At 49.1% G+C, this 26,659-nt stretch carries 30 protein-coding genes and 1 pseudogene; 16 read left to right on the top strand and 15 right to left on the bottom strand.

The window, feature by feature from the left end; genetic code table 11:
- Positions 1 to 23: 23 nt before the first annotated feature.
- The 6 genes from MA03_RS04430 to MA03_RS04455 all read right to left on the bottom strand — a co-directional run bounded on the left by MA03_RS04430 (position 24) and on the right by MA03_RS04455 (position 4,987).
- A complete protein-coding gene (locus MA03_RS04430) occupies positions 24 to 1,571 on the bottom strand; it encodes a B12-binding domain-containing radical SAM protein (protein WP_052884118.1) in 1,548 nt (515 codons plus the stop codon).
- The gene (locus tag MA03_RS04435; protein ID WP_052884119.1) at positions 1,543 to 1,758 is read right to left on the bottom strand and encodes a hypothetical protein; all 216 of its coding nucleotides are present in this window, start codon (positions 1,756 to 1,758) and stop codon (positions 1,543 to 1,545) included. Before MA03_RS04435 ends, MA03_RS04430 begins: the two co-directional genes overlap by 29 nt.
- Positions 1,730 to 2,176, bottom strand: coding sequence for a MarR family transcriptional regulator (locus MA03_RS04440; protein ID WP_236944937.1), 447 nt, complete (start codon positions 2,174 to 2,176; stop codon positions 1,730 to 1,732). The genes MA03_RS04435 and MA03_RS04440 overlap by 29 nt, the downstream gene beginning before the upstream one ends.
- Positions 2,177 to 2,252: 76 nt before the next feature.
- The gene (locus MA03_RS04445) at positions 2,253 to 3,065 is read right to left on the bottom strand and encodes a biotin--[acetyl-CoA-carboxylase] ligase (protein WP_191118411.1); all 813 of its coding nucleotides are present in this window, start codon (positions 3,063 to 3,065) and stop codon (positions 2,253 to 2,255) included.
- Positions 3,066 to 3,209: 144 nt separating this feature from the next.
- The gene (locus MA03_RS04450; RefSeq protein ID WP_052884122.1) at positions 3,210 to 4,148 is read right to left on the bottom strand and encodes an NAD-dependent epimerase/dehydratase family protein; all 939 of its coding nucleotides are present in this window, start codon (positions 4,146 to 4,148) and stop codon (positions 3,210 to 3,212) included.
- Positions 4,149 to 4,207: 59 nt separating this feature from the next.
- The gene (locus tag MA03_RS04455) at positions 4,208 to 4,987 is read right to left on the bottom strand and encodes a KaiC domain-containing protein (protein ID WP_052884123.1); all 780 of its coding nucleotides are present in this window, start codon (positions 4,985 to 4,987) and stop codon (positions 4,208 to 4,210) included.
- A gap of 147 nt (positions 4,988 to 5,134) precedes the next feature.
- Here MA03_RS04455 and pstS point away from each other — a divergent pair, with 147 nt between their 5' ends.
- From pstS to MA03_RS04475, 4 genes are read left to right on the top strand one after another with little or no spacing between them, the layout of a single operon-like run.
- Entirely contained in the window at positions 5,135 to 6,268 is a 1,134-nt protein-coding gene (gene pstS, locus MA03_RS04460) for a phosphate ABC transporter substrate-binding protein PstS (RefSeq protein WP_052884124.1), read from the top strand.
- Positions 6,269 to 6,309: 41 nt separating this feature from the next.
- Positions 6,310 to 7,245, top strand: a complete 936-nt coding sequence (locus tag MA03_RS04465) for a PstC family ABC transporter permease (RefSeq protein ID WP_052884125.1) — start codon at positions 6,310 to 6,312, stop codon at positions 7,243 to 7,245.
- Complete coding sequence (locus MA03_RS04470; RefSeq protein WP_052884126.1) at positions 7,233 to 8,078, top strand: PstA family ABC transporter permease; 846 nt, start codon at positions 7,233 to 7,235, stop codon at positions 8,076 to 8,078. Before MA03_RS04465 ends, MA03_RS04470 begins: the two co-directional genes overlap by 13 nt.
- Positions 8,075 to 8,854 carry a phosphate ABC transporter ATP-binding protein gene (locus MA03_RS04475; RefSeq protein ID WP_052884127.1) on the top strand — a complete coding sequence of 260 codons (780 nt, stop codon included), beginning with the start codon at positions 8,075 to 8,077 and terminating at the stop codon, positions 8,852 to 8,854. Before MA03_RS04470 ends, MA03_RS04475 begins: the two co-directional genes overlap by 4 nt.
- On the opposite strand, the gene MA03_RS04480 is transcribed toward MA03_RS04475, so the two are convergent.
- The 5 genes from MA03_RS04480 to MA03_RS04500 form a co-directional block, all read right to left on the bottom strand.
- The gene (locus tag MA03_RS04480) at positions 8,851 to 10,809 is read right to left on the bottom strand and encodes a molybdopterin biosynthesis protein (RefSeq protein ID WP_052884128.1); all 1,959 of its coding nucleotides are present in this window, start codon (positions 10,807 to 10,809) and stop codon (positions 8,851 to 8,853) included. The genes MA03_RS04475 and MA03_RS04480 overlap by 4 nt on opposite strands.
- On the bottom strand, positions 10,806 to 12,008 hold the full coding sequence (locus MA03_RS04485) for a molybdopterin molybdotransferase MoeA (protein WP_191118412.1): 1,203 nt from the start codon (positions 12,006 to 12,008) through the stop codon (positions 10,806 to 10,808). The genes MA03_RS04480 and MA03_RS04485 overlap by 4 nt, the downstream gene beginning before the upstream one ends.
- A 6-nt stretch (positions 12,009 to 12,014) precedes the next feature.
- The gene (locus MA03_RS04490) at positions 12,015 to 12,287 is read right to left on the bottom strand and encodes an acylphosphatase (protein ID WP_052884899.1); all 273 of its coding nucleotides are present in this window, start codon (positions 12,285 to 12,287) and stop codon (positions 12,015 to 12,017) included.
- Between the two features lie 92 nt (positions 12,288 to 12,379).
- A complete protein-coding gene (locus MA03_RS04495; RefSeq protein WP_052884130.1) occupies positions 12,380 to 13,276 on the bottom strand; it encodes a pantoate kinase in 897 nt (298 codons plus the stop codon).
- Between the two features lie 2 nt (positions 13,277 to 13,278).
- Positions 13,279 to 14,007, bottom strand: a complete 729-nt coding sequence (locus MA03_RS04500; RefSeq protein WP_052884131.1) for a hypothetical protein — start codon at positions 14,005 to 14,007, stop codon at positions 13,279 to 13,281.
- A gap of 71 nt (positions 14,008 to 14,078) precedes the next feature.
- Here MA03_RS04500 and MA03_RS04505 point away from each other — a divergent pair, with 71 nt between their 5' ends.
- Positions 14,079 to 14,657 carry a DUF998 domain-containing protein gene (locus MA03_RS04505; protein ID WP_052884132.1) on the top strand — a complete coding sequence of 193 codons (579 nt, stop codon included), beginning with the start codon at positions 14,079 to 14,081 and terminating at the stop codon, positions 14,655 to 14,657.
- A gap of 77 nt (positions 14,658 to 14,734) precedes the next feature.
- Here the strand turns inward: MA03_RS04505 and MA03_RS04510 are convergent, their stop codons facing one another.
- Entirely contained in the window at positions 14,735 to 16,000 is a 1,266-nt protein-coding gene (locus tag MA03_RS04510) for an alkaline phosphatase family protein (protein ID WP_052884133.1), read from the bottom strand.
- A gap of 41 nt (positions 16,001 to 16,041) precedes the next feature.
- Positions 16,042 to 16,329 (bottom strand): hypothetical protein, encoded by a 288-nt coding sequence (locus tag MA03_RS04515; protein ID WP_052884134.1) that lies wholly within the window; start codon positions 16,327 to 16,329, stop codon positions 16,042 to 16,044.
- A 21-nt stretch (positions 16,330 to 16,350) separates the two neighbouring features.
- Between MA03_RS04515 and MA03_RS04520 the strand changes: the two genes are divergently transcribed.
- On the top strand, positions 16,351 to 17,181 hold the full coding sequence (locus MA03_RS04520) for an NAD+ synthase (protein ID WP_052884135.1): 831 nt from the start codon (positions 16,351 to 16,353) through the stop codon (positions 17,179 to 17,181).
- Here MA03_RS04520 and MA03_RS04525 read toward each other — a convergent pair.
- On the bottom strand, positions 17,153 to 18,412 hold the full coding sequence (locus tag MA03_RS04525; protein ID WP_052884136.1) for an MFS transporter: 1,260 nt from the start codon (positions 18,410 to 18,412) through the stop codon (positions 17,153 to 17,155). The genes MA03_RS04520 and MA03_RS04525 overlap by 29 nt on opposite strands.
- A gap of 71 nt (positions 18,413 to 18,483) precedes the next feature.
- On the opposite strand from MA03_RS04525, the gene MA03_RS04530 reads away from it, so the two are divergent.
- Together MA03_RS04530 and cyoE are read left to right on the top strand one after the other, a co-directional pair.
- On the top strand, positions 18,484 to 19,149 hold the full coding sequence (locus tag MA03_RS04530; protein ID WP_052884137.1) for a hypothetical protein: 666 nt from the start codon (positions 18,484 to 18,486) through the stop codon (positions 19,147 to 19,149).
- Between the two features lie 62 nt (positions 19,150 to 19,211).
- Positions 19,212 to 20,066 carry a heme o synthase gene (gene cyoE / locus MA03_RS04535; RefSeq protein WP_052884138.1) on the top strand — a complete coding sequence of 285 codons (855 nt, stop codon included), beginning with the start codon at positions 19,212 to 19,214 and terminating at the stop codon, positions 20,064 to 20,066.
- A gap of 25 nt (positions 20,067 to 20,091) precedes the next feature.
- Here the strand turns inward: cyoE and MA03_RS04540 are convergent, their stop codons facing one another.
- Positions 20,092 to 20,988, bottom strand: coding sequence for a UbiA family prenyltransferase (locus tag MA03_RS04540; RefSeq protein WP_052884139.1), 897 nt, complete (start codon positions 20,986 to 20,988; stop codon positions 20,092 to 20,094).
- Between the two features lie 116 nt (positions 20,989 to 21,104).
- Here MA03_RS04540 and MA03_RS04545 point away from each other — a divergent pair, with 116 nt between their 5' ends.
- From MA03_RS04545 to MA03_RS04580, 8 genes and pseudogenes are all read left to right on the top strand, one after another.
- Positions 21,105 to 21,719 (top strand): energy-coupling factor ABC transporter permease, encoded by a 615-nt coding sequence (locus MA03_RS04545; RefSeq protein WP_052884140.1) that lies wholly within the window; start codon positions 21,105 to 21,107, stop codon positions 21,717 to 21,719.
- Positions 21,720 to 21,730: 11 nt separating this feature from the next.
- Positions 21,731 to 22,027, top strand: coding sequence for a PDGLE domain-containing protein (locus MA03_RS04550; RefSeq protein WP_052884900.1), 297 nt, complete (start codon positions 21,731 to 21,733; stop codon positions 22,025 to 22,027).
- Positions 22,028 to 22,029: 2 nt separating this feature from the next.
- The gene (locus MA03_RS04555) at positions 22,030 to 22,758 is read left to right on the top strand and encodes a CbiQ family ECF transporter T component (protein WP_052884141.1); all 729 of its coding nucleotides are present in this window, start codon (positions 22,030 to 22,032) and stop codon (positions 22,756 to 22,758) included.
- 3 nt (positions 22,759 to 22,761) lie between these two features.
- Positions 22,762 to 23,478, top strand: coding sequence for an energy-coupling factor ABC transporter ATP-binding protein (locus MA03_RS04560; RefSeq protein WP_052884142.1), 717 nt, complete (start codon positions 22,762 to 22,764; stop codon positions 23,476 to 23,478).
- 62 nt (positions 23,479 to 23,540) lie between these two features.
- A complete protein-coding gene (locus MA03_RS04565) occupies positions 23,541 to 24,854 on the top strand; it encodes a C69 family dipeptidase (RefSeq protein ID WP_052884143.1) in 1,314 nt (437 codons plus the stop codon).
- Positions 24,855 to 24,930: 76 nt separating this feature from the next.
- Complete coding sequence (locus MA03_RS04570) at positions 24,931 to 25,188, top strand: hypothetical protein (protein ID WP_052884144.1); 258 nt, start codon at positions 24,931 to 24,933, stop codon at positions 25,186 to 25,188.
- A 52-nt stretch (positions 25,189 to 25,240) separates the two neighbouring features.
- Positions 25,241 to 25,617, top strand: a pseudogene (locus tag MA03_RS04575) (DUF488 domain-containing protein).
- A complete protein-coding gene (locus tag MA03_RS04580) occupies positions 25,595 to 26,656 on the top strand; it encodes an NAD(P)-binding protein (protein WP_052884146.1) in 1,062 nt (353 codons plus the stop codon). Before MA03_RS04575 ends, MA03_RS04580 begins: the two are co-directional and overlap by 23 nt.
- Positions 26,657 to 26,659: the final 3 nt, after the last annotated feature.

Genomic DNA, 26,659 nt, shown 5'->3' on the forward strand with positions numbered 1-26,659 from the left:
TAAGCGGGACCCTATAATTGTTATCATGAAGCCACGAGATTCTTGGTAACGGTAGAAGAGGGTAAGAGGGCCTCAGGTCCCTTCTCGTCAAGTACGCGCACGAGCTCACGCACCCTTGCCTTGACATACATTAGAAAAGCCTTGAAGAGTATTCTTACAGGAAGATACTTTGGCGAGCGCAGGTACATGTTGAAGGCTATGTCTTCTCCCCAACGTAGAGAGTGGTTTAGGGCACGCCACATGACCTCTAGGTGGGCCTCAGTGATCCTATCCCTTATGAACCCCTCCCTATCTTTCAGGTATCCTAGCGGGACAAAAAACATGGGCACTATAAGGCTCCGGTAGTCCTTTATGTTATCGATTAGCTCGCTAGTCTCTATAAGATCCTCCTCCGTCTCTCCAGGAACCCCCAGTATAAGTGTTAAGGCTGGAACTATCCTATTGTCGTGCATTATAGCTAGGGCGTCCCCTACAACCTCATGCCATTTTTCAATGGGGTAGGGTGCCGCTTTCCCGGGCATGATTATCCTGGCCAAGCGTCGACTCCCAGTTTCAAGCCCCACTTGCACACCTAGCCAGTCCTGGTGCTCGTCGTACAATATTTCTGTAAGATTAGTGATTAGCCTGTACTTCTCCTCCGCGTACTTTACGCCTGCAAGCGTCACATGACTCCAGGCAACTGTTCTATAATACTTTTTCACAAGGGTGTGCAGTTTTAGAATGGCATCAGGGTTCGGCTCGATTCCCTTCGCCCCATATAATAGGACGTCCTCTGAGTGAAGTACACCCGAGCGTATCCCTGCTTTCACATTTACTTGAAGCTCTTTTTCGATCTTCTCCAACGGGTAGTACCTAACAGGTCTAAGGGTTACTGGGCAGAACCTACACCTTCTAGGACAACCCCTCATTATCTCGACAAAGCCGTTAACACTTGCACCCTTTATCTCCGGAATCTCATCTATACTGGGAGCGTCCTCTGGACCCACGTAGAGGTATGCTGGGAGCTCCTCGCCTTCAAGAGCCTTCCGGGTTATGTCTACAATTACTCTTTCCGCCTCCCCATCTATGACCGTGTCCACCCCGAACTCGCGCCAGTACTCTGTTCTCCATAGCCACTGCCAGGCTGCTGGGCCACCCGCTATTATTTTTAAGCCGTTGCGCTTAGCCTCCCTTATGCTCTTTTGCCTCATAAGCCTCTTGAAACTCCTTGAATTAACAGGCTCTTCACCCGTTATTGCCCACCACTCAACACTCGGAGAGTTCATCGCAAAGTAATCGTGATGCCCCACCATGAGGAGCCTAGCGCTCTTAAGATACTTGTCCAGGTGGTCAGGATCTATGATGGCAGCATTGAAGCCCGCCTCTTGAAGCTTTGCCTCTATTTTCCTAAGACCATAGGGCGCCTCGATGGGTCGTCCAAGTCTGTCCACTTTAGGCTTTGGCGCGCTTAGCCACATCCAGGCCCGCTCCGGTAGTCCCACAGGCGGAGCTGTGGTAAAGAAGCCTAGAAACTCCTTCCTGTGATGGTTTGTCATCATAGTCCTATCGGTTGTTATTACTACGTCCAGCATCCCGCATCACCCGTACCTCAACGGTGAGGAAAGACGCCTCTGCCAACGCACCTCGCACAACCTCAGCGGCACCTGCAGGATCCTGTGCGGGCACGTACAATATTATCTTCCTGTAGCCGTTCCTCCTTGCCTCCCTAATTACACGATATGCCTCGCTACTAGTCCTCACCTGTGCCTCCAACTCCATGGAGGCTCGCCTCGAAGGTGCTTATAACACTAGATATCTCAGAGTCTAAAAGGCTCAGGCTGTCACCGTGTTGTGGAAAGCGCCTTGAAAGTTCTCGGATTCTATCCCGAGCAGATCTCAGCATCATGAGGTGGGACTCTGCCACTAGCCGAGGAAGCGTTAGTGAGGGAGAGTAGTGATTTCTTCTACCACTTTTCACCTTATGGACTAGCCTGTGACTCTCAAGCACTTTTAGGGCAGCGGATACTGCAGATTTACTGTAACCCGTCATACTTTGAATTTCACTACAATTGAGAGGCCTCCTAACAGCATATAGTAGGGCCAGTATTAAGGCACTGGACCTAGGCAAGTTTAACGGTGCAAAAGTTGTCGAAAGGATGGAAAGGATCTCCATGAGAAATGTTAGCTGCATATTCATGAGAACCACTAATTCCACAGAAATCTGGAAATACAAAAAATTTTGTTTTTAATGAAGGTTATTTATTAGGAAAGAGCTATAGGTGTCTAAGGTGCTCTACATCACCCGCATAAAATACGTGAAGCTTACCATCGGACTCGACTAGCAGTGCTCCTTCCTCGTTTATGTCTAATGCCTTCCCGACGATTTCTACTCCCTCCTCAATTTCCACTCTTACATCGCGACCAAGAGTAGCTGAGAGGGATCTCCACTCGTCTAGAACCCTAGCCCCTTCACCATCACTTATAAGGCTGATTGCGCGGTAAAGCTCGCTTAAAATCTCCACTAATAGCTTGTCAGGGTCTACCCATCTGGCAAGATACTCCTTAAGCGAGACAGCACGTGATATAAGATCATGTGGAACTTCATTGTTAACATTGACTCCAATACCCAGGATGACGAGGAACCCGGAATCAAGAGTTTCAGCCTCCAATAGTATGCCCCCAACCTTCCTGTCATCCAGGAGTATATCATTGGGCCACTTAACAAGAGCCCTCAGCCCCGTTACCGATTGAATTGCTCTAGCTACAGAGGCTCCGGCTGCGAGACTTAGTATTCCAAGGTTCGCTGTTCCATGCTTAAAAGCAAGGCTAAACCAAAGACCACCATTAGGAGCATGCCACGGCCTACCTAGCCTGCCTCTAGCACTCGTAATTTCCCTACATACAACGAGCACAGGTTGTGAACTGTTAAAGAGACCCTTGGCCAGCTCCTGTGAGGACTCTTCGCATCTCTGGAACAAAAACATTTTAAGACCAGGCCACACGTTTACCAGCAACTCTGGCAGAGATCTCTCTAAATTGTTAAGCATAGCATCACGACCCTTGTTCACGCGTACAATACAACACACCAAAAAACATTGCTTTTCACAGTGAATAAGATCTCTCAAATCCCGTGAGTACTACAAGCCTCTAGCGAGAATGCTCAGATTCATGAGAACTCTGGACGCGATCACGTTATAGGTCGCTAAGAGAAAATCGAAGACTTTGAGGAATTACAAAGCGTTGTTGGAATTCTGTCCGTTGCTCTTAAGCCTTATTAGTTCACTTATTCCTTTTTCTAGGTCTATGGTCGGCTGGTAGCCGAGCACACTCTTGGCCTTTGTTATGTCTGCATAGCTGTATCTTATGTCCCCGGGTCTCGGCGGGTAGTGCTCTACCCTGCAGTCAGGACATGTTAGTTTTTTTATGAGCTGTGCCAGTTCGAGTATGGAGACAGGCTTCCCGTACGCAATATTGAACTTCTCCCCGTAAGCTTCCTTCTCTAATGCCAGTTCTACGGCTTGGGCGACATCGTAGACGTGTACAAAGTCTCTGGTCTGGAGACCGTCGCCGTATATTATGAGCCTTTGGGATTCAAGTGCTTGTTCTATGAACCTTGAGATTACTCCTGCGTATGCGCTTGATTGTCCTGGACCATAAACATTGAATAGGCGTAGGACCGTGTATCGAAGCCCTTGTCTTGCGAGAAGTTCTAGTATTTGCTCGCCGAAGAGCTTGCTTAGACCATAAGGAGAGATAGGTTTTGTAGGGTGTGCTTCGTCTATCGGGAGTTTGACAGGCTCGCCGTAGACTGCAGCCGAACTAATGTATATCATGCTGGCACCCGCTTCAAGACATACTTTTGCGACTGCGAGAGAGCCCATCACGTTGTTGTCGATGTATACTTCGGGGTTCTTCATCGATTCCTCAACACTGATGTAAGCTGCAGCATGAACCACGATGTCTCCTTTCGAGACAAGTTTCTTTAGAAGAGCTACGTTCCTTATGTCCCCTCTGATTAAGGGGACATCTGAGGAAGAAAGCCTCTGGAGAGCGAACGTTGTTGAACGTTCCAGAGAGTCTAGGACAATCACGTCGTACCCTTTCCCTTTCAGGATAAGAGCTACGTTATGTCCGATGAAGCCGGCACCACCGGTTATCAATACTTGCATAACTTGCCGTGTTCTAAATCTGAAGACTTTACTATTATATTAGTTTTGTATTTTTCAAGTCAGTGCTCCTCCTCGCTGATAACTCTCTTAATCTTCTTTGCGACACTGTCGGGTAGCGCTTCATCTTCTACTCTGCGCGTGAGAGGACGCGTCAGCGTTAGCCCCTGGCCATCGACTATGGATATTTCCCAGGCTCTTAGATCATGAGGGGTCTGTCGCATCTTCTCTACGATCAGGTAGCGTGTCAGTGTGCCGTTTATGATACGCCTCTTGAAGTGAATTATACCGTCTGCTATGTGTTCTAGACCCCATCCAAAGGCTCCTCCTGTAGTAATGGCGTACTGTGATGTCGCGTAGACCGTGTAGTCCCATTTTGCCAAAACCCTCTTCACGAGGTAGCTTTCCTCGCGAGCCTTTACAGGTGCTCGGAGCCAGAAGGCACTCATAGAGTCGATTACCAGCCGCCTGGCCTGGGATCCCAGGAGCTTCTTAGCTTGTATCACCTTGTCAAGCATTTCCTCGACCGTTACCAGGTTTAAGGTCCACTCGTCACTGGTGGCTCTCATCAAGGCGTCTATTATTATGAGTCTGTTCTCCCGTAACGCCTTGTCGAAGTTCATGTTGAACTGCGAGGCCTGTCTTACTATGCTCTCCCTGCTCTCCTCGGTGGTTACATAGACAGCTTTCTCGCCTTTTAACAGGCCAGCGTTGATGAAGTGGAGACAGGCTATTGTCTTGCCTGTTCCAGGCATCCCGACTAGCGCAACGAAGAAGCCCTCGGGTATGCCACCAGCTAGAAGAGAGTCAAGTGATGATATGCCTGTGGAGAGCCTCTCCAAATCGCTTCATGTATCGAATAGGGTTAGATGGATAAAATGTTAACTTTCAAGAAGAGGAAGCGGGGAAGTCTCTCTAAATTCTATATAGTTTGAGCCGAAAATAGATAGTTTTATATATTAGTGCCCGTTTCTTTGTAACGAACAAAAATGGCCGAAAAAGTATTCAAGGATAGAAAGATGCTAGGCATAGTTGCTGCAGTGATTATTCTGATAGGCATCTTGGCTTTCATACTCACTGGAAGTAGCCAGAGCCAGGAGCCTGCTATAACTGAGAATGTTCTCCTGGTTGGAAGCGGTGCCACCTTCCCACAACCCCAGATAAATGCATGGATCCAGGCATTCACAAAGAAGTATCCAAACGTCAAAATAGAGTATGGTGGTGGTGGCAGTGGAAAGGGTCAGACTGACCTGTTACAGGGAGTCGTAGACTTCGCGGGAAGCGATGTTCCAATGAAGACTGAGAATTGGGAGCAGGCCAAGGCGAAGTATGGAAAGGTGTATCAGATACCATGGATTTCGGGAGGAGTTGCCTTTGTCTATAATATACCTGAAGTAGGAAGTAAAAGGTTAAAGCTTTCTCGTGAGGCCTTAGTAGGAATACTCCTTGGAAAGATAGAATACTGGGACGACCCCGTAATAAAGAAGGATAACCCAGATCTAAACCTCCCCCATCAGAAGATTATATTTGTGCATAGGAGCGAGGCTAGCGGAACGACTAATATAGTTACGGCCTATCTGTCCCTTATCTCACCTGAATGGAAGGAAAAAGTGGGCAGTGGCTTGACCGTTAAGTGGCCGCTAGACGCCGTGGGTAGAGGCGTCGGAGCACAGGGCAACCCTGGCGTGGCACAAAACGTAAAGGCAACCCCGTACTCCCTTGGCTACGTTGAGCAGGCTTACACGAAAGGACTTCAAGTCGCCTTGATCGAAAACGGTGTAGGTGAATACGTCGACCTCACGCCTGAATCTGTGTCAAAGGCGCTCTCAGGGCTCACTATACAATTCGATCCAGCCGAGGATATAAGCAAGATAGACCTGCTATCCAAAACACTTAACGTGAAGGCGTCAGGTGCTTACCCAATTGTTTCGATGAGCTATGTCATAGTCAAAGACCCCGCACAATATCCGACAGCGAAGGCGAGGGCCCTTGGCGCCTTCCTGAAGTATGTCTTCACTGAGGGCCAGCAAACTAGCAGTATAATTGAAGGATACGCGCCTGTAGGGGGAAGCTTTGTAAAGGCCGGATTAAAGGTAGCCGAAGAGCTATTAGCTCGCAAGTAAAATATATAATTATTTTTTATATCTATATTTTCTCTTTTCTAATGACGATAGTTTTATATCACTATATACGGGTTATAGGTCAGAGGAAGATGAACATACACGATGACCTGAATTTGCTCTCACTTCCATTCTTAGTGATAGTGCTAGCCATCGTGGTTGGAGTATTCCTAGTACTTTTAGCGAACTCTATGACAACCTTCACTAGGGAGGGTATAAATTTCCTGATCGGCTCCAACTGGTCCCCCTCATCTGAAACATATCAAATCCTACCAGCTCTAACCGGGACCTTCTACACCTCTGTGATAGCCGTGCTTTTAGCTCTTCCCATCTCTCTTGGCCTTGTGGCCTTCACTTACGAATATATGCCTATAACTATACGAGAAACAATAAAAAGCGCCCTCTACTACGCAGCAGCCATACCCACGGTCGTTTACGGTATATGGGGTCTCGAGTTCGTCGTGCCCGCTGTCAGGAAGTTCATTGAGTTTTGGGGTTTAACGGCTTCACCGACTGGACAGTCCATACTGGCCGGCGCGATAGTGCTAGCCTTTATGAACATCCCATACATGTCTTTGATTATAAGCGAAGTATACGGTAAAATCCCGTTCACCTACATCGAGGCCATGCACAGCCTTGGCGCTCTCGGCTATGAGAGGCTTCGGATTAAGTATGGGATGGTCAAGGGAGCCGTCCTAGGAGCCTCGCTGCTTGTCTTTGGAAAGTGTGTGGGTGAGACCACGGCAGTATCAATGGTAGTGGGGAACTCATTTAACCTTGCGCTTTCCCCTCTCATGCCGGGCATCACGATCTCTAGCCTGATAGTGAACTACGTCTCAGAGACGTCACTCTATAACTACATGACGGGCGCGCTCTTCGCCGCAGCACTCGTTATGCTCGTTTCTAGTAGCTTGTTCATACTCCTGGGGATGTGGGTTGCCAGGAGACTCGTGATAGGTGGTGGTGAGTGGGGAGGATAAGATATATTCTCGATAAAGTCTTCCTATTGCTGGTCACTCTAGGGACAGCCATGCCTGTTCTTGCTACAGGGCTAATAGCTGGAAGCTCCATTTATTGGAGTTTTAAAGCTCTACTATCGGAGGGGATGGGCTTATTCATTAAGCCACCGGGTATGCCGGGGGGCTCCGAGATAGGAGGGCTTGGACCCGTGATTCTAAATACTATTTTCATAACAGGGCTAGCCATCACGTTCGCGGCACCGCTAGGTGTGGTTGTCGGAGTCTACTTGAGCGAGAACCGTAACGGAAAGCTCTCTAAAATTGTGAGCCAAGCGGTCCAGATGATATCTGAGATGCCTACGATAGTTATAGGGCTCTTCGTATTCAGTGTCGTATGTCTCCCGCTCGGCGGTTACTCAATGCTGGCTGGCGCTGTAAGCCTAGCTATAGCAGCACTACCATATATCGTGACACAGGTGCGTGAAACCCTTATGTCTATTCCTTCGACTTACCGGGAAGCAGCCTACTCGCTTGGTCTACCGAGATGGAAAACCGTTTGGTTCTTATTAGTGCCTATGAGTAAGAGTGGGGTCGCCTCCGCGATAATGCTTGGCTATATGAAAGCTCTAGGGGAGACCGCACCCGTTCTTCTAACTGCGGGCTTCGCCCTCTACGGCTTCTACGGGCTACTGGGACCCTCGAATACCGTTTCTCTCTTGATTTATAAGTTCGCTCAGACACCCTATGACAATTATAGGATTTTAGCTTGGACTGCATCCGCTATCCTACTACTAGGCTCTCTCTCCCTTTCCTACTTAGTTAGAAGGGTTGTTGGTGAGGTGAGATACGCATGAGTAGTGTTGCAGTTAGGCTTTCGAACTTGAACGTGTGGTTTGGTGAGAGACAAGTCTTGTTCAACGTTAATCTGAGTGTTCCCTTGAACACCGTGTACGCTATTATGGGGCCATCAGGTAGCGGTAAGTCAACTATACTCCGAGTGATAAACAAGCTTATACTGCTTAGACCTGAAAGCAGAGTCGAAGGAAGGGTTGAGGTGATGGGCCTAGACATTTACGGTGACTCGGTCAGGCCTGACCAGCTCGCGAGGCTTACGGGAATGGTTTTCCAGACACCAAACCCCTTCCCACACCTCAGCATCTACGATAACGTGGCTATCGGTCCAAGGCTACACAATACAGTTAAGAAATCTGAACTCGATAGCCTGGTTAGGTGGGCTCTCGAGAAGTCTGCTTTATGGGACGAAGTAAAGGACCGCCTCCGAGATCCAGCATCCACGCTTAGTGGAGGGCAACAGCAGCGCCTCTGCATAGCGAGAGCTCTCGCTTTGAAGCCCAGGATACTACTGATGGATGAACCGACGGCAAACTTGGATCCAGTAAACGCTGCTAAAATCGAGGAGGTTATAAGGGAGCTTTCACGTGATGTCACAGTGATCATCGTAACACATGACCCTGGCCAGGCGAGACGGGTTGCTAACCGTGCCGCCATATTATTCATGGGGAGGCTTGTAAGAGAGGGGCCGCTCCACTCGGTATTGCATGACTCGTATAGCCAGCTTATCCAAAGGCTGACTGAAGAATACGCTGTACAGAGAGGAGTGAGTGATTAGAATTCGTATTCTTTACCTGTCTCTCCATCCACGCGGTAGCCGGGGAACTTTTCGATGTCCTCGCCCTTGAGGCTTTTTACTCTCTCGAGAAGCCTAGCTACCTTGGGTTTTTGAAGGGATTCCTTGCTGACAATTAAATCGTATCTCTCCCACGCGAGACTTGTGAAGCCTAAGCCATATTTTATTGCGAAGTATCTCAAAGCAACACCAACATCAGCCACGCCGCTAGCCACGATGTGGGCTACTGCTTCATGCGTTTTAACCTCGAACGTGTAGCCCTTTAGCTGTGCTTTAAGCTTGGAGGATGTTATACCCCTCCGCGCGGCCTCATCTTCGAGGAGTTTATCGATGAGAACCCTGGTCCCGCTGCCAGGATTCCTGTTGACAAAGCTTAAGCCCTTGTCGATCACCTCGGAAATGGACTGAACGGGTTCTTTTTCCTTCCGGTAAACGAGGCCCTGCTCTCTGAGATATCCCCTTATGAGGATGACTTTGTCAATGCCATAGCTTTTTACGTATGGAATGTTGTATTCGTTGGTGGCGGGGTCTAAGAGGTGGCTCCCCGCTATGTCCGCTATACCGCTCTTTACGGCTTGCAAGCCACCCGTACTCCCTACATTGACGAGCCTAACAGATGCCCCTAATGTCTCGCTTACAACCTCTTGGAGAAGAGGATCGTGGCTACCGATAATGTTTACCTCTGGGCGCCTCGAGAACGGGTTTAAAAGTACCTCAACCATAGATCCCGCGGGCAGATATTCCTGGTCTTCGCGGAGTACTGCGAAGCCATCAAAGAGAGAAATTAAGGAGACCCTCCCACTATGTCCGGGAAGAGGGAAAACCTTCATTCCGGAATACTTCTGGACAAGTATGACGGGTATAAATGACCTTATCCCTGGCTCGTTTCTCAGAGGCAATGCCAGCTCGGCCCTCACAGCCTCGATCGAATGTTCTCGTAATCCTTGGAGCTTAGACACGATTGGGATAAGGTACAAGTAGACTGTTTGCATACACGACATTGGAAAGCCCGGCAGGCCTAGGAGGATCTTGTCTCCGTGGAGAGCAACAACCAAAGGCCTCCCTGGCTTTTCCCTGACACCATGAATGATGATCCCTGGTTTTAGCCTCGACATTGCCCGGTAGGTGTAGTCCTCTAGACCCGCACTTGTACCACCTATTGTTACAACTACGTCGTTCTCCTCCAGTGCCCTGTCTATGTACTCGCCTATCTGAGAGGGATCGTCGAGCGCCCTCTCGTATATCTTTGGCTTTGCACCGAGAAGCTTCATGAAGGCATAAATCATGTGCGAGTTGGAGTCGTAGATCTGGCCGTACTCGAGTCTCTCGCCCGGGTATTTTATCTCGTTGCCAGTGGGTATTATGCCTACACGAGCCTGCCTGTAAACCCAGACTGTTTTAAGCCCCGTAGCTGCAAGTGACGAAACCAGGAGAGGCGTAACGAGTTCACCCTTCCAGGCTACAACTTCCCCCCTAGCAATGTCTGAGCCAGCCGTGTCGACGTTTTCCCCATGGCTTACGCTCCTGTAAAAGGTAACCTTATCCCCCGAGGCATGCGTGTACTCCACGGGAACCACAGCGTCTGCCGGATATGGTACAATCGCGCCAGTTGAGACCTCAACGGTTTCACCCGAACTTATGTGGGGTACTCGAGTCTCCCCTGTCGAAAGCTTCCCCACAAGCTTCAGGGTCTTTGGCCTATCCTCGTAAACCCCGACCAGATCACTGCTTAAAACAGCATACCCGTCGACTAACGCGCGAGTGTAGGGCGGATAGTCTATAAGGGAGTAAACGTTGCGGCTTAGAACACGCCCGACAGACTCCTCCAGGGGAACCTCTTCTTCTCCTAGGGGTTCTAGACGACGATAAGACTCTATTATCTTTAAAACCTCGTCGACCCCCACCAGGTTCCTGTATATTTTTCTCTCACTTGTCACTCATCAACACCCTTGTAGAGATGTACCTTGACGATTTCCCCTTCCTCGTACCCCTCCACCCCCTCCGGTACTATAACGAAGCCGTTGCCCCTAATAAGACTTGCCAGCGAGCCAGAGCCCCCCAGCATCACTGGTTCAGCACAGAGCTCCTCGCCACACTTGTAGACTCTGACTCTAGCAAATCCAATCACGCCCATCTTAACGGTTACTCTACGCGTGAGGCGAGCCTTAACTACTGGATATTCCGGTAGCCTGAGGCCCGCTGCCCTAAACAGGGGTTTAAGGACGACTTCGAGTGTTGAGAGTGCTGCAACTGGTAGACCACTCATAGCTATGAATGGTCTACCATCCTTTATGGCTAGGCAAGCTGTTTTCCCAGGTTGAACCGCGAAACCGTGTACCATATACTCGGGCCTCATTTTCTCCAGAGCCCTCACAGTGAAATCATGGCCACCCATAGATGTGCCTCCAAGCATGATGTTGAGATACGACTCTCCTCCCTTCAACCATTCAAGTATGTCGCCCTCCTCGTCACGCGAGAAATCCACTTCCAATACCTTGAAGCCGTGTTGTTCAAGCCAGGCTTTCACAAACATATGCGTGAAGGGCCTGAAGAAAGACCCGCTTACTATCTCGTCGCCGACGTTTAAAATCCTTGCAGTGGCTTCGAAAACCCGAAGATGTTCTCTACCCTCGAGAATTAACGCCGCTATTGCAGGAGGTGTTACAATCTCTCCTCTCTTTATTATGGGTAAACCTGCATCGTACTCCTCTCCGGGCAATGAGACGTTCTCGTATGGCGCCACGCGCTTCAAGATGAAGACCTTACCTTTGTCCTCAAAGGCATCCTCGACCGGAATTACCGCGTCGGCACCCTCAGGTAGTAGAGCGCCGGTCTCTATCCTTACAGCCTGGCCAGGTTGTAGGACGAAGTCCACACCTCCTAGAGGTCTTAGAAGTTCTGGTCTCAAATCTAATGGTACGGGAGCACTAGGGGAAGCTGCTTCAACGTCGACTGCCCTCACTGCGTAGCCGTCAACGACACTCTTACCACGAGGAGGAAGCCTGAACGTCGAGTAGACGCTCTCAGCTGAATACCTTCCAAGGGACTGCTCTACGCCTATCGCTACTTCAGGAGGGGGGCGGAGAAGAGGGAGAGCATCCTTGATAACTTTGGCTACACTGTGTAGCTCTCTCAAACTCATTCACCACCTTATATAGAAGTCCTTGAATTCTCCCTTGTATTGTTCCCAGTCAACCTTTACTTCTTCAACTCTAGCAAACCTTGGACCCCTGTGAGCCCACTCTATAATCTTTAATACCTTGTCCTCCTCGCCCTCGACTACCGCCTCCACCCTCCCGTCAGGAAGGTTTCTAACCCACCCTGTAACGCCAAGCTGTCTGGCGACCTCCTGCATCGAAGCCCTATAGAAGACTCCTTGCACGTGACCTGAGATTAACAGGTGCGCCCTCACCATTTTTGCCAAGAAACAACACCTAATAATCAATGAGGATATAGGAATTTTAACTTTTACCGGGATTACTGAAATACGATAATATCGATTTAGGGTCAAGAGGTTAGGAGAACGGCTGGCTTCCAGGAGATACGCGAGGTAATCACCCTAGCGTTGAGCCTTTCAAGTATTTCCACAACCTTGTCAGCCTTGTTCTCGGGGACCACGGTAAAGACCGTGTCGCCCACCATTGCTTGACCCGCGTGTGGAAAACCCTGGTCTTCTAAGACCTGGTAAGCCCTAGCCACTTTTTCTGTGGCAAGCCTCGTCTCAATGGAGAACTTCTTAGAAATATCGAGCATTTTCTCAACTGTTGGCTCGCGTGCAAGCTCCTCTACAAGTCTCCTGCCCAGCCTGTTTATCTCGTTTAAACTTGTGGACCTCAAGACCGTGCTCTTCTTTATGGGCCCGAAGAATCCAACCACAGCAACGTAGTCTTGGCCTATGGGTATCCTTTCTACCTTGTCGTAGCCAGGTGGCCCTGGCTCAAGAACAATGCAGGCTCCGCCTAATGCTAGGCCCGAGATCGTTCCTAAGCCAGTACCTGCTAAGACCTCGACCTTATGGGCTATGCGTGCAATTGAAGTATAGGTAATTTTTAAGTCGAGAAGTCTTGACGCAGCAAGCGCTACTGCAAGCGAGCTCGCCCCGCTGGTTCCTAGCCCTCCTCCGATTGGAACCTCGACCCATTGTTTGATTATGAAGCCACCCGTATACTTGGCCTGCTTAGCAACTTCTTCTGCTGCCATCCTCGCAACAATGTAATCGCCTCTAATATCATTGAGATAGGTTTCATAGACTCCCTCCTCTGAGAGGCATACCTCTACCATTACACCCTTTTCGAGGGCTAAACCAGCACCCCTAGCCCCGGAACGCATCGGGTCTCCTTCGACAACCACTGCCTCGAAAATAGCGGAGAGCCCTGCAGGACTCCAAGCCTTGGTGCATCTCATGTCTAACCACTCTTAGCCAGGCCTAGTTTTTCGAGAAGGTGTATCACAGGAGGCGCCAGTAGGACAATAAAGGGTACCTCCGTGATATATGTCCACAAAAACCATACAAGGGCTGCCCATAGAGGAAGACCCTTCTCACCGGTAGGCAGTAGAAAGAACTGACTATAAAGCCAGACGCCTATCCCTATAACGGCCGAGCCTAGTATTAGCCCTGTGGACCCGGCAAATGCTACTCTAGAAGCCTCCCCCTTATAAATGAGCATGAAGGCAAGCGTCAAGGCTATTGTAAACACTATCGCCAGTGTTGCCGAGAAAACAAAACCTTTGTCTAGAACTCCCAGAGAAGATACCAGGTAAAGAGATGCGGAAACTGCTAAAATCTCAATCAGTGTAAGGGTTAGTGCATTTCTAGTATTCCTAACATAACGATAGACGACGCCAACCGTGTAAAAGCCTAGAAAGTTGGCTGGTACACCCACGGTTAAGCTGAGAAGAGGGTTTCCATGAATCATCATGTCGCTTATAAATATCCCTATTGCGGCCCCTAGACCACCGATGAGAGGCGAGAAGGCGATTGCGAATACAGCCGGAACAAAGACGCTTGGCCAGAATCTCACCGTGCCCAAGGCCGGTGCAAATACTCCAAGATAAGTCAGATAGCCAAGTACCGCGTACAAGGTGGCGTTGACAGCGATCAACGAGACTTGGAGAGACCTTGGAAGATTTTTCACAATGAAGGGAAGAGCTGCGGGCTTATCAACGTTAAGTTTAACATGCTAAACATTTTATGTTACACGCGAGCATGAAAACCATCAAAATGTATCTATTGGCTGCAGGGCCTCTAGCCTTCGTCGCGTTTACCCTGGGCGTTCTCGTTTCAGCCAGCGAGAACACATGGTGGAGCTTAATCAGAAACGCGTTCAGTGATCTAGGTGGACCCAGGGCAACTGATCCCTGGATATTCAACTGGACCCTCATCATCTCGGGAATTTTATACATACTGTACTCTATGGGAGTCTTGGCCTACAGCAGATCACGCCTAGACTCTTTTTCCGCTGGACTGCTCTTCACAGCAGGCATATTCCTCGCGCTGATAGGAGTATATCCGAGCGGTACAAGGCCTCACACATTTGTCTCGACGTGGTTCTACATTCAAAGCTTACTTGGAATCTCTGTCCTTGGTTTAAGCTTCCTTTTACAGCGTAAGAGACAGACAGGAATCATCCTACTGGGTTTAGGGGTATCAGCGATCCCCCTCGCATACCTTGTGCATGTGACTGTTGGTTGGCCGAGCGTAGCGATACTCGAGCTAGCTGGGGCTATCTTCATCCTAGCCGCTGCAATAACGCATATGGTATCAGTAATCCTATCGAAGGAGTAAGAACCCTGGTTATCTGATAAAGATTTTTTGTCTTTTAGTCGAATATAGACAACGGTGGGAAAATCAGGTCTACAACACTAGAGTAGCTCCAACACCCTGGGCAACATACTCCATCCATGCTCAAATATTCCTAGGGTGCCTCTAGCACACTCCCTCTCTGTGAAGCGTGAAAGCTTATCGTTCTCCAGGAGAGGGTGATAGTACAAAATCGGGACAGGATCGTCTGTGTGTGCCCTCCGCGTATAAGGAGTCGCATGGTCCGCCGTAACTAGGACCGCGACATCCTTGTTCTCTATCTCGGCTAGGAGAGGTTCAACATAGTACTTGTCGATCGCCTCGATGCTAGCCACCTTAGCCTTGAAATCCCCGTCATGACCCGGCTCATCAGGACCCTTGAGGTGAACATAGACCACATCATTCCTGGCAAGAAGCTTCAAAGTTGCCTCAAGCCTTATCCTGTAATCCGACTCTTTATCGTTTGTTGGAGGAGAGACAGGCTCAACATCCATCTTGAGGACTCGTGCAATGCCTATTTCGACAGGCATCTCTGCCACTGCGCCGAAACGCCGGCCGAACTTCTCACCTATAGGCTGCAGCCTCGGTAGACGGCCTCCGGAGTCCCTCAAGAGTATAGCGTTTGCAGGGGGTTTACCCTCTCTCATTCTCGCATGGTTCACGGGATGATCCTTAAGGATAGAAATAGCCATCTCTGTAAACCTGTTGACGAGCTCTGCAGTCAATCTTGCCTCCTCCGTGTCCTCTAGAGGGTCTGCTTTCGCAACAAAGGGCTGAAACGTGGCCCTAGCTACAGATACATATCCATGCTTAGCGTAGGCTGGATCCGTGTTGTCAACAGCATCACTGAGCCTGTGCGTAATACTGCCTATAATAACTACGGCCCTATGCCCCACGGTTGCTACAACCCTCGCGTAGCCGTGATGCACGCCGAGATCAAGCCCGTCCAGTGCTTTTGCAAGCTCGTGTGCCTCCTCGCCTGTGAGATTCCGGCCACACCTCCTATCTATAATTCTTCGAGTTTCCGGATCAATTGTAGCGAAGTTTGCACGGAAGGCAACCTCGTATCCTTCTCTGAGAGAAAGACCTGCGCCGACGGCCTCGAGCGGTCCTCGACCCGTGTATTCTTCGTGAGGGTTGTAGCCGAGGATTGAGATTACCGCTGCATCACTCTCGGGGGCGATGCCCCTCCCTATCGTGTACATCAGGCCACCTTTAGCCTCCTTTGCAAGTTTATCTAGCGCCGGATGCTTAGCCACTTCAAGAGAGGTCGGGCCGTCTTCAGGCTTGTCGGCAACACCATCCAGTACAAGGTATATTAGCTTCATATGATGCTAAATCATCATCCGGATTATTAATCCAATTGGTGTTAAGGCTTGTTAGTTACTTTTTCTGTCTGTTCAATGTAGCGAAGCCAGCCTTCCAAAACCCCAGGATCCACCTCCTCTCGGTAGCCAGGCCTAAGAATAACCACCTTATCTATATCGATCTTTTCGCCGAGAACTCTCCCAGATATTGTTATCTCTGAGTACTCGCCGAGAACCTCTTCTAGGATAACCGAGGAGAACTTTAGTGTCAGCCTGCCGCCGGATTCCTCAACACTGTATAAACCACTTTTAGATGTGAAAGAAAGAAGCTTTTCCTTCGTTATAATCATTGATATCTATGAAAGGGATATATGGAGGACGGTATTAAGGTTTTCGAGAGATTTGTGCTGCCCCGAATAGACCTCGAGCTGGCGAGAAAGTCCATCGTCGAGGGACTGAAAAACTATGTTTTTCAGGTAGCTGGTAAGAAAGGCGGCGTCATAGGTGTGAGCGGTGGAGTCGACAGTGCCGTGGCGGCCCTACTTGCAGCGGAGGCTTTAGGGAGTGAAAACCTGCACCCGGTTATTCTTCCCAGCTTGGCCACTCCTAAGGAGGATGTTGAGGATGCCTTCTTGGTTGCGGAAAAAGCGGGCGTTACACGGGAAAAAGTGGAGGTTATAGAAATCGAGCCTATACTTAGATGTTTCGACAAAGCGTTGGGCCCGATGACGCATATGGAGAGGGGTAACCTAGCGGCTCGCGTCAGGATGTCGATCCTGCACCAGCGCGCATACAAGTACAACAGTATAGTTATAGGTACAGGTGATAAGAGTGAGCTCCTAATAGGCTACTTCACAAAGTATGGCGATGGAGGCGTGGATGTACTGCCGATCGGCGGTCTATACAAGACATACGTTAGGCAAATGGCTCTGCACCTGGGTCTCCCCGAGAGAATAGCGTTTAAGCCGAGTAGCCCTAGATTATGGCCGGATCACGAGGCTGAGAAGGAGATTGGATTAAGCTACGAGATTATCGACGAGATACTATTCGGGTTGTTCGATAAAAGGCTAAAACCCGAGGAGGTTAGCAAGCAAACCGGCATCAGTATGGAGATTATACAGCGTGTAATAAACATGCACCTGAAAACCGATCATAAGCGTAGGCCTCCACCCGTTATCGAGCCGGTGATCCGTTACCTGTAAGCTGCTGATCTATGACCAGGGTTACGGACTTAAAGAGCACGATGAGTAAGGGTGTGAGGAGCACCCTGAGAATAAGGCCGGCCACGAATGGTGTGTGAGGACTTAGAGCGTTGTACATCCAGCCCCCTATTATTGCTCCAATGCTCCAGGCTATCACCGGGGGGATGCCCATGAGCGCGTATACACGTCCTCTATGCTCCTTGGGAACCAGGTCTGCTCTGAGCGTCGAGTAGGCTATACCGTAGAGGGGGCCGCCGAGAGAACCCATCAGCGAAGAAAAGGCCAAGAGTGGCATCGTGTAACTTGTGTGGGGCGGGGTTAAGACGAAGACAAGAAGGCTCAAGGTTCCTAAGATGTGCCCCCATAGAATCGAGAAGCCTCTCCCCTGCTTGTCAGCTATGTATCCTGCTGGAAGGGTAAACAGGAGTCCTGTAACTCCTCCTAGAGTGGCTAAGAGTCCTAGTCCAGTTTTATCCACGCCCAGGTAATAATACATGTAATAGTTTCCTAGGAATGTTACACCTCCCAGAAAGTTTAGAATGACGTCGACTAGTATTAAGTTGGTTATGTGCTGCTTCATTACAGCGAGAGCTTTCCTGTAAGCTTCCACGAAGCCTCCATGATTATCGCTTGTGGGGAGGGTTTCCTCCATGTATCGTAGACGCATCCAAGTTATGAAGAAGCCGACTATGGCGCTAAGCAGGAAACTAAGCCTAACACCATCGACTATCCCTAGAGCGTTTACGGCTGCGGCGCCGCCCAAGGGGGCTACAGAGGAGGCTAGTCCGCTCAGGAAGTTTACAAAAGCATAGGTTCGCCCCCTTGTCTGGAGCATAACAGAGTCAGCTTGTATTCCTTCAAGGGCAGGCTGGTAGAAAAGTGATAGGCTGTTGAGCCCTGTTAAGATAGCGTAGGAGCGCCAGTCGGGGGCAAAGACCATTAAAAGGTAGATAAGGGAAACGAGTAGAGTCCCGATGATTATTATTTTTTTCCTGCCGTGCCTGTCCGCTATATATCCTCCAATTACCCTGGAGGCAGCATTAGCAAGCTGCTGGAAAGACTGTACTATCGAGATATCCTCTGTTGTTGCGCCAAGCCGGCTTACATAGAGCTGTATATATGGGCCTGACATTGCTTGAACAGGCGACCATAATAGCCATCCCGCTGCAAGCACTTTTATGTTCCTGGGGAGGCCCTTAACCTTCGAGAAGACTTCCCGGAACTCTCTCATCATATATACCTCGAGAAATCATAGACACCTAGTCTTAAATTTTATTTAAGTGTACTTGATAAAAACAATGGTTGGAAGTGAAGAGACCCGTGCTCTTGACAATCATTGCAGGGATAATCCTTGCAGGAGTAATCTACTACATCTACACTTCGAGTTTTGAGGACGCAAAGGTCCTTTTATCGCATGCAAAGAGCTCCATTTTGAGCTGGAAGGGCTGGGGCTTCGAGGAACGCATTAATTGCTCGGACACTTACGTCTTCGTTAAGGGTAATGTGAGCTTGGCTACACATGAAATCTCGACAAGCATATCCGTGGTGCCTAAGCAGGGGAGCCCCGAGGCCTACCTCTTCTACTCGAATAAGAGCACCTCGCTTGTAAATCTTGAGGGGGCGTGGATCTCGAGGGGGAGAGGATGGGATGTAGAGGACCTACTAGTATTAAGGCTTCTCGACGTGGCCATGAACTCGACCGAGATATATATTAGAGGGATTCCTGAAGGAAAAGTCATCTTATTCAATTCCACTTGCGGCAAAACATGCTTGGATGTTTTCACCCTTACGGCAGCTCTAACCGAGACGAAGATTTCTAGCCCCTCTGTTGTCTCGGGCAGGATAAAGTTGACCTTGAATGGGCAGCCTGAAAGCCTGGTGGTCGTCTTTAAGGGTGAAAAAGGGGTATGCAGGTTGGAGTATGACCTTATCCCGTATAATGAACAGCCATTAATCATCAAGCCGTAAAGCCTAATTATAGCGGATTGTAGACTAAAAATTTAATATTCTCCAGGTGAGATTCTCACGCTATGAATCTAACGTTTAAAGAGTTGCTGTTCGACTTCTTCAAACTTAAACAAAGTTTGCTATTGATTTGGACCGGATTCTTCGCCTTCCTGGCGGCAAGCAACGTGAAGCCTAACCCTTCTCATCTCGTCCTGACCCTCCTCTCTATGTTTTTTACAATGTCGGGCACAGTTGGGCTTAACATGGTATTGGATGCTGATATAGATTCCTTAATGTTTCGGACTCATAGGAGACCTATTCCCTCAGGTAGACTGAGCAAGCAGGAGGGGGCTCTTCTAAGCCTTCTCGCGGTTGCTATTGGTCTCGTTCTAGGTGTAATGGTCAACTTTTGGGTGTTCTTAGCGGGACTTTTAGGCTTCACTATAGATATAATCTTGTATACATACCTCCTGAAAAGAAGGAGCCCCTGGAGCACTGTCTTCGGCGGCTTTGCGGGTGGTATGCCAGCTCTGGGGGGATGGGTAGGAGCTACAGGAAGCCTAGACATGCATGGTGTCCTCCTCATGCTCCTTGTAGCCGTTTGGAGCAACCTTCACATATGGACTCTCGCAACGTACTATGTCGAGGATTATAGGAGAGCAAGCGTCCCGATGCTTCCCGTAGTAATGGGCGAGAGAGCCGGGGTTTTAGGCTCCATTACATCAGCTATCATAGTGGGTCTGATCGTATATTCCCTTTATACTCTAGGCGTCTTAACAACATATGGGTTCCTCCTATCTATAGTTCCGCTTGTGATCGTGCTCTTTTATCTAACGAAGGGATTAATGACAAAAGAATACAAGACCTGGTCTTACAAGGCTTTCAAAATTGCCAATATGTTCATGGCTATAGTGTTTCTAGCGTTAATATTGCGATAAGGATTCATGCCTTCATTGCCTCCGGTTAGAATCTAATAACAAGGCCGAGAGCCAAGCCCAAAATATACCATATAGCGAAGTCTTGTACCAGCTTTGCCGTCATAGGGTCTGCTGTGGCAGGAATCTCTTTTTGGAACATCTTCACAAGTCTGAAAGCACTCGGGAGTGTTAAGATGGGGAGAAGCGCGGTTAAGGGTACTAGTCGAAGAGCCGTCAACACGACAAGAACCATATATGCTAGATACACTTCAAAGTAGGCGAAGAATCTTAACCCCTTTTCACGGCCGAGCAGAACTTCAAGGGTTGTGGCCCCCCGGCTTTTGTCGAACTCTATGTCCCTCAGGTTGTTTGCGGTAAGAACAGCAGCCACTAGCAAGCCTATTGGTATGCTTGCGAGGACCGGTTGTAGGTCGAGAAGGCCCGTCTGAACATAATAGGTTCCAAGCCACATGAGTGGCCCCCAGCTCAGAAAGACTGAGAGTTCTCCAAGAGCCTTGTACTTCAAGCCCAACAATCCGGAGTATCCTATCACGAAGAACACGCCGGAGAGTGCAAGGAGGATTACTATGAGGGTTCTATAGATTGCAAGTATAAAGGCGAAAAAGAGCCCGGCGGCTAAAAGTGTGAGAGCAAAATTCCTGAGCTTTTCTGGGGTTGTCAAGCCGGTTATAAGGGGGTGGGGGCGATACTGGGTTGTAGGCGCTCCTGGGATGTCAACGCCTCGTTTCGTGTCGTAGTAGTCGTTCAGCACGTTTGCCGAGGCATGTAGCAAAGTTACCCCTAGAAGTGTCGCTATGAAAAATGGAAGGTTTAGGATACCTGTCAGGAAGTAGGTGTAGACCGTAGCGGCTGTGATAGAGGAAGCCGTCATGACAAATGACCAGGGTCGGGTCGCTATGAACCAGGCTCTAAGGTTCTTCATACGACATATTCTTCCCGAAAAAACTTATATTTTCATCTATTAGATTATTGTATTACCAAAACATATTATAATGAGTTAAGCATAAATAATCGGATATAGGATGTTATGCGATAAACATGCACATCCCCGACGGATACCTTGACCCCTTAACGTGCGCGGTCACCTATCTTATTTCTCTGGCCGTAGGCTTCTATGCGTTTAAAAAGGCCAAGCATGCTCCCGAGGAGACTAAAGCCCTACTACCTGTTCTTGCTGCAGCGATCTTCGTCGCCCAGATGCTGAACTGGCCTATACCTGGAGGCACATCATTGCATCTTGTAGGCGGGGCTCTTGCCTCAATCCTCGTGGGGCCCTGGCTAGCTTACCTCGCAATGGCTCTTGTACTGTTGACACAGGCGCTAATATTCCACGATGGGGGTATCACAACCCTCGGAGCAAACATTCTCAACATGGGGGTGGTAGCCGTGTTCACAGGTTATTTTGTCTACAGGCTTGCCCCGGAGAAATATAAGGTCATAGCGAGCTTTCTGGCGGGCTGGCTTAGCATAACTTTAGCAGGAATTGTATGCGGGGTCGAGCTGGGGTTATCCTCGAGCTTTCTTTATGGGCTAGGAATCACTGTTCCAGTGATGGGTGGATGGCACGCTGTTCTAGGTGTTGTTGAGGGGGCTATAACCGCTGGTGTATACGCCTATCTAAAAGCCAGGCATCCCACCCTTATCAAGGGGTGATTAACTTGAGTATGAGAGAGTATTTCATAAAATATAAGAAGGCTTTTACCCTTATCGGCCTGCTACTCGTCATTAGTCCAATTTTCGGAGTGTATTTGGCAAGCCTAATCGGGTATCACGAGCCCCTCGACATCGCCGCTAGTATGCTTGGCCTGAACGAGACTACAGAGGAGATAAACTGGACACCCTTGCTCGACTACACCGTGCCCGGTCTCCCTGACTGGCTAGGATATATCGTTTCCGGTGTCATAGGCGTGCTTGTCGTTCTTGTCTTAGCATTTGTTTTCCTTAAGCTGACGAGGTTGTAGGGTTGAAAGCTAAAGATATTGTTTTTTCCCTGACCGCAAGGATTCTCGAAGAGCTTTCAAGCAGTGAGACATCTTTGAGCTACAGCAGTTTAGTTCTCATTGCAGGCTTACTGCTCACCGCTGTGTCCTCCTTTTCAAACTCCTTGCTGGCGCTTGCCGCGGTAGTGGTTTTTAGCGGTGTTCTAGCCTTTGCGTCTAGGAAGGAGAAAAGTTGGCTTATAGTCACAGTAATCTCGGCCTTATTCTCCTTTATTGTTTCCTTTCCAGTCTACGTAAGTCCACAGCTTAACTTCAAAGGCTCTGTTGACGCAGCAACCTTCATAGCTAGGGCTACCGCATCGGCTTCAGTCTTCACCGCTTTTTACAGCTACATGGGGTGGCGTGGACTCTTAAACGGGCTGAGGGGCTTGAAAGCTCTAGGAGATATGGGTGAACATGTAGCCTTTACGTTAAGGTTCATACCGCTCTTCGCTTTTAAGGCTGACAAGATGCTTGTTGCACGTGAAGCCAGAGTATTCACGGTGAATAGAGAGCCGACGTGGAGGATCTCACTTAGCATTGTGGGAGACATTTTGGCTGCAAGCTTTATTAAGGCGTATTGGGCCAGACTGGCGTTTACCGCAAGGAACTTTGGAGAGTTGAGAGTAAAGCGAGGATCATACAGAGCAGATTTAGGGGAAATTACGATCGTCATTTTAGCAGCTATATTAATCGTCGCCTGCTTGGTGTAAATCGTGTTTGGCTGCGAGGATCTCTGGGTGTCACTACCCACAACCGGTGAAGTTTTGAAAGGAGTAAGCCTTGTAGTCAACAAGGGGGAGATAGTAGCTCTTCTCGGGCCAAACGGTAGCGGGAAAACAACCCTCATACTCGCCCTAGCCGGGCTTCTAAACGCTAGATCGGGAAAGGTAACCCTTGAAGGCGTGGAGCTTCGGCTTCAGCTGCCAGAGGCGAGGAGAAGAATAGGGGTTTTGTTCCAGGATCCTGACGATCAATTGTTTAACCCTACAGTGATGGACGAGTTAATGTTCACGCTCGACCAGCTAGGATTGCCGCCCCAAGATAAGGAGAGGAGAGTAAAGGAAGTAGCCTCCCTGCTCAACATCGAGCATATACTTCACAGGCCAGTGTATAGTCTAAGCTTTGGAGAGAAGAGGCGTGTTGCTCTTGCATCGATACTGGTTTACGATCCAGAGTACCTCCTCCTAGATGAGCCCACAGCCAACATTGACCCGGGCAACCTTAATATTATGCTGAAAGTGGTCTGCTCTCTGAGGAAAGCCGGCAAGGGTATACTCCTCGCTACCCAGGCTGTTGATCTAGTCAACAGGCTAGCGAGTAGAGTCTACGTGATGAACGAGGGTAGGATCATATGGTCCGGAGGGCCCGAAATCCCGGAAGAAGTGCTTGTAAGGGCTGGATTGAAAACCGGGCAAGTGGCATGCCAATAAAAAGGCTCAGCTCCACTTAAGTGAAAGCTTGTAAATATATATCTCTTAAGCCTTAGCACAGTGTGTGCGATACTATTGTCGCCCTAAAAGATTCTACTGCTTACAAGGTTACTATTTTTGCAAAGAATAGCGATAGGGAGCCCAACGAGGCCCAGTACATAGAGATTATACCCAGGCAAAGACACGAAGAGGATTACGTCAAGTGCACTTATATCTCCGTTCCGCAGGTCAATGAGACATATGCTGTCTTTCTCTCTCGCCCCTGGTGGATGTGGGGTGCTGAGATGGGAGTAAACGAGTTCGGGGTTGCTATCGGGAACGAGGCCGTCTTCACAAAGGTTCCCTATAGCAAGGAAGGACTCACAGGAATGGACTTAGTGCGTCTAGGATTAGAAAGGGCTAAGACGGCGGGAGAAGCTCTCGAAGTCATAACGGGGCTCATCGAGGAGTACGGTCAGGGCGGAAACTGCAGCCGAGAAGGCAAGCTCTACTATCACAACTCGTTCATAATATCTGACCCTAATGAGGCTTGGGTTCTCGAGACTGCGGGAAAATACTGGGTTGCAGAGAGAGTAAAGGATGTAAGAAGCATATCTAACGCTCTCTCAATAAGTAAAGGCTGGGACAGGTGCAGCAGTAGCTTAACCCAGTACGTGGAAAAGCTGGGACGTCAGGAGAGCTTTGACTTTGCTAAGCATTTCTCGGACTTATTCTTTACCACGGTTGCTAGAGGGAGGGAAAGGCATAGATTTACCCAGAGCTATCTCGAAGCGCATAAGGGCTCAATCGACTTCGTAGGAGTAAGCCGTCTTTTGAGAAGCCACACCGTAAACGCAAACTATTCACCGATACGAGGATCGATGCGGGATATATGCATGCATGCCGGGGGACCTACAAGGCCAAGCCAGACCGCGAACTCGATGATAGCACTTCTCTACGAGAAGACGCCAATCATATTCGTCACGGGAACATCCTCACCATGCATATCGCTCTATAAGCCTGTCTTCCTTGAGGCTGGTCTCCCCGACCTTGGTCCTAGGCCGGAGAATCGCTACAACCCTGAGGCTTACTGGTGGATACACGAGAGGTTGCACAGGAAGTTGCTTGCATCGTACCCGGATTACGCAAAGGATATCAGAAGTGAAATAGAAGCTTTTGAGAGGGAGCTCTTCCAAAGGGCTATGAGGCTACGCGAGGAGTATCTTTACGGCAAGACTACTCGAGAAGACTTATTCAGGCTAACGCAGGAGGCGTTCACTACAGGTAGAATAATCGATGAAAAGTGGACTAAATCTGTTCGGGCGAGACGTAGCTTCAACTTGCTGTTTGAGTTTTACTGGAGTAGAGCAAACAAAAGAGCCGGGATTCCCACATAACTCTCAGCGAAAATGACTGCGGAGCACTCGAAACAAAAATATATTATATCTTTTTGAATAGGACTCAAGAGCCCTTATGTGCGTTATCTCGCGCACACTTGTATGTGCCTCTTCCAAAACCTACGTTTTCAACGTGAAAGAAGACTGCATCGACAAAATAGTCGGCCTCATCGAGAAAGAGGGGAAGGTTACAGCAAGGTTTGGCCCCCTAGTTAAAGGGGTATACAGAGACGCTATCGTCACCATCGTTAAGCCGGACAAGGTTCAAGTCATCCTCCAATTTAGCAAGGTGACGATAGACGAGTTCGAGCAACTCCTCAGAAACCTCCAATAACATAGTTTATACAATTGGTTATGGGGGCCGAGACATAAGTGAGTTATTATCCATTCTCGTTGAATTTCACGTAGAGGTTGTAGTTGATGTACGTAGATGGCCAGAGTCCAGCAGAATCCCCCTGTTCACTAGGGATAACTTGAGAAAAACGCTTGAGAAACATGGGATAAAATATGTATGGCTTGGAGACACGCTGGGGGGATACAGGAGGGGGGCTACGAGTCATATATGGAGACTGAAGAGTACCGTAGGGGCCTGTCCAGACTCGAGGAAATCGCCAGGAGTCACATTGTAGCGGTGCTGTGTGCTGAGCGCCTATGGTTCAGGTGTCATAGGAGATTTATTGCAGAATCACTGGTAAGGGACGGCTTTAAGATTCTCCATATTGTTGAGAAGGGTGTAGTGTATGAGCACTGGAGGAGGGTTTAGGCGAGTCGCAATAGTTGGGGCTGGCCCTGCGGGAGCCTACCTTGCCAGGCTATTAGTTGACGACGGCTTCGAGGTTAAGGTTTTTGAGGGGGCTCCAAGGCTTGCCTCAAAGCCCTGTGGGGGCGGCTTACCATTTAGTGTTGAGAGGGTTTTGAGGGTTCCCGAGGAAAGTGTGCTTGTTAAGGTTAAGGGGTACAAGGTTTACGTTGGTGCAAAAGTTTCCAAGGAGAGTCATGGGAAGTTTTACGGGTATATTGTGGATAAGGAGTCTTTGCTTAAATATCTCTTAGAGGGCGTCGAGGTTGTCAGGAAGTGGACCTCGCCTGAGAAACTTCAAGACTTCGACTTAATCGTTGATGCTAGGGGGCATCCGGTTTATAGTGGAAAGAAGGCTCTCGCTCTGCAGGTTGAGGGTATGTCAGAGGAGATTGTCGAGGACGAGATTCAGATTTACTTTTTCCCCGAAATTGTTGGATATGCTTGGGTCTTCCCTACTGGTGATAAGAGAGTTAAGGCTGGTTTTGGTGGGCTAGCTGAGCATGATGTGCTTCAAAGGCTTCTAAACGATTTGATCAGACGTATAAGACTGAGAGAGATAACGGGTGTCAAGGGTAGCCCTATAGCTTCAGGCGGGCTCCTAGGCCATTATAGTGATGGCGTTTACAGGATAGGAGAAGCTTTGGGTGCAGTGATGCCTCTATCAGGGGAGGGCATAAGGCCTTCGATGATAACTGCTGTAGCTCTGCACAGAGACCTCACGGGCCAGGCCAGCTTTAACAGGACTATCTCTAGCTTCGGTCTGGACCTCAACCTCAAGGTACAGCTCGGAATACTTAGATTTCTCGAGGAAAGCCCTCCCAGTGAGAGAGCAGCCCTCCTTGAGAGAGCCCCTCAGGAAATCTTAGAGCGGGTGACAGCTGGAACAGTGACGCTATCCTTTCTAGTAGAGGCTGCAGCCAGGTGGCCGGGATTCTTTTCAAAAATTGCGGGAAAAGTAACGGGACTTAATATTAAACAATTAACGGGAAAGTCGGATTAAACA

It is taken from the genome of Thermofilum uzonense (assembly GCF_000993805.1).
GTDB lineage: Archaea > Thermoproteota > Thermoprotei > Thermofilales > Thermofilaceae > Thermofilum > Thermofilum uzonense.

Bases quoted from the DNA above. Each gene is read 5' to 3' on its own strand.
- cyoE (WP_052884138.1), top strand. From the start codon at position 19,212: ATGAATCTAACGTTTAAAGAGTTGCTGTTCGACTTCTTCAAACTTAAA.
- MA03_RS04465 (WP_052884125.1), top strand. From the start codon at position 6,310: ATGACGATAGTTTTATATCACTATATACGGGTTATAGGTCAGAGGAAG.
- MA03_RS04440 (WP_236944937.1), bottom strand. From the start codon at position 2,176: ATGAATATGCAGCTAACATTTCTCATGGAGATCCTTTCCATCCTTTCG.
- MA03_RS04505 (WP_052884132.1), top strand. From the start codon at position 14,079: ATGAAAACCATCAAAATGTATCTATTGGCTGCAGGGCCTCTAGCCTTC.
- MA03_RS04510 (WP_052884133.1), bottom strand. From the start codon at position 16,000: ATGAAGCTAATATACCTTGTACTGGATGGTGTTGCCGACAAGCCTGAA.
- MA03_RS04450 (WP_052884122.1), bottom strand. From the start codon at position 4,148: ATGCAAGTATTGATAACCGGTGGTGCCGGCTTCATCGGACATAACGTA.
- MA03_RS04525 (WP_052884136.1), bottom strand. From the start codon at position 18,412: ATGAGAGAGTTCCGGGAAGTCTTCTCGAAGGTTAAGGGCCTCCCCAGG.
- MA03_RS04490 (WP_052884899.1), bottom strand. From the start codon at position 12,287: ATGGTGAGGGCGCACCTGTTAATCTCAGGTCACGTGCAAGGAGTCTTC.
- MA03_RS04580 (WP_052884146.1), top strand. From the start codon at position 25,595: ATGAGCACTGGAGGAGGGTTTAGGCGAGTCGCAATAGTTGGGGCTGGC.
- MA03_RS04475 (WP_052884127.1), top strand. From the start codon at position 8,075: ATGAGTAGTGTTGCAGTTAGGCTTTCGAACTTGAACGTGTGGTTTGGT.
- pstS (WP_052884124.1), top strand. From the start codon at position 5,135: ATGGCCGAAAAAGTATTCAAGGATAGAAAGATGCTAGGCATAGTTGCT.
- MA03_RS04570 (WP_052884144.1), top strand. From the start codon at position 24,931: ATGTGCGTTATCTCGCGCACACTTGTATGTGCCTCTTCCAAAACCTAC.
- MA03_RS04515 (WP_052884134.1), bottom strand. From the start codon at position 16,329: ATGATTATAACGAAGGAAAAGCTTCTTTCTTTCACATCTAAAAGTGGT.
- MA03_RS04520 (WP_052884135.1), top strand. From the start codon at position 16,351: ATGGAGGACGGTATTAAGGTTTTCGAGAGATTTGTGCTGCCCCGAATA.
- MA03_RS04550 (WP_052884900.1), top strand. From the start codon at position 21,731: ATGAGAGAGTATTTCATAAAATATAAGAAGGCTTTTACCCTTATCGGC.
- MA03_RS04435 (WP_052884119.1), bottom strand. From the start codon at position 1,758: ATGGAGTTGGAGGCACAGGTGAGGACTAGTAGCGAGGCATATCGTGTA.
- MA03_RS04540 (WP_052884139.1), bottom strand. From the start codon at position 20,988: ATGAAGAACCTTAGAGCCTGGTTCATAGCGACCCGACCCTGGTCATTT.
- MA03_RS04495 (WP_052884130.1), bottom strand. From the start codon at position 13,276: ATGAGATGCACCAAGGCTTGGAGTCCTGCAGGGCTCTCCGCTATTTTC.
- MA03_RS04430 (WP_052884118.1), bottom strand. From the start codon at position 1,571: ATGCTGGACGTAGTAATAACAACCGATAGGACTATGATGACAAACCAT.
- MA03_RS04545 (WP_052884140.1), top strand. From the start codon at position 21,105: ATGCACATCCCCGACGGATACCTTGACCCCTTAACGTGCGCGGTCACC.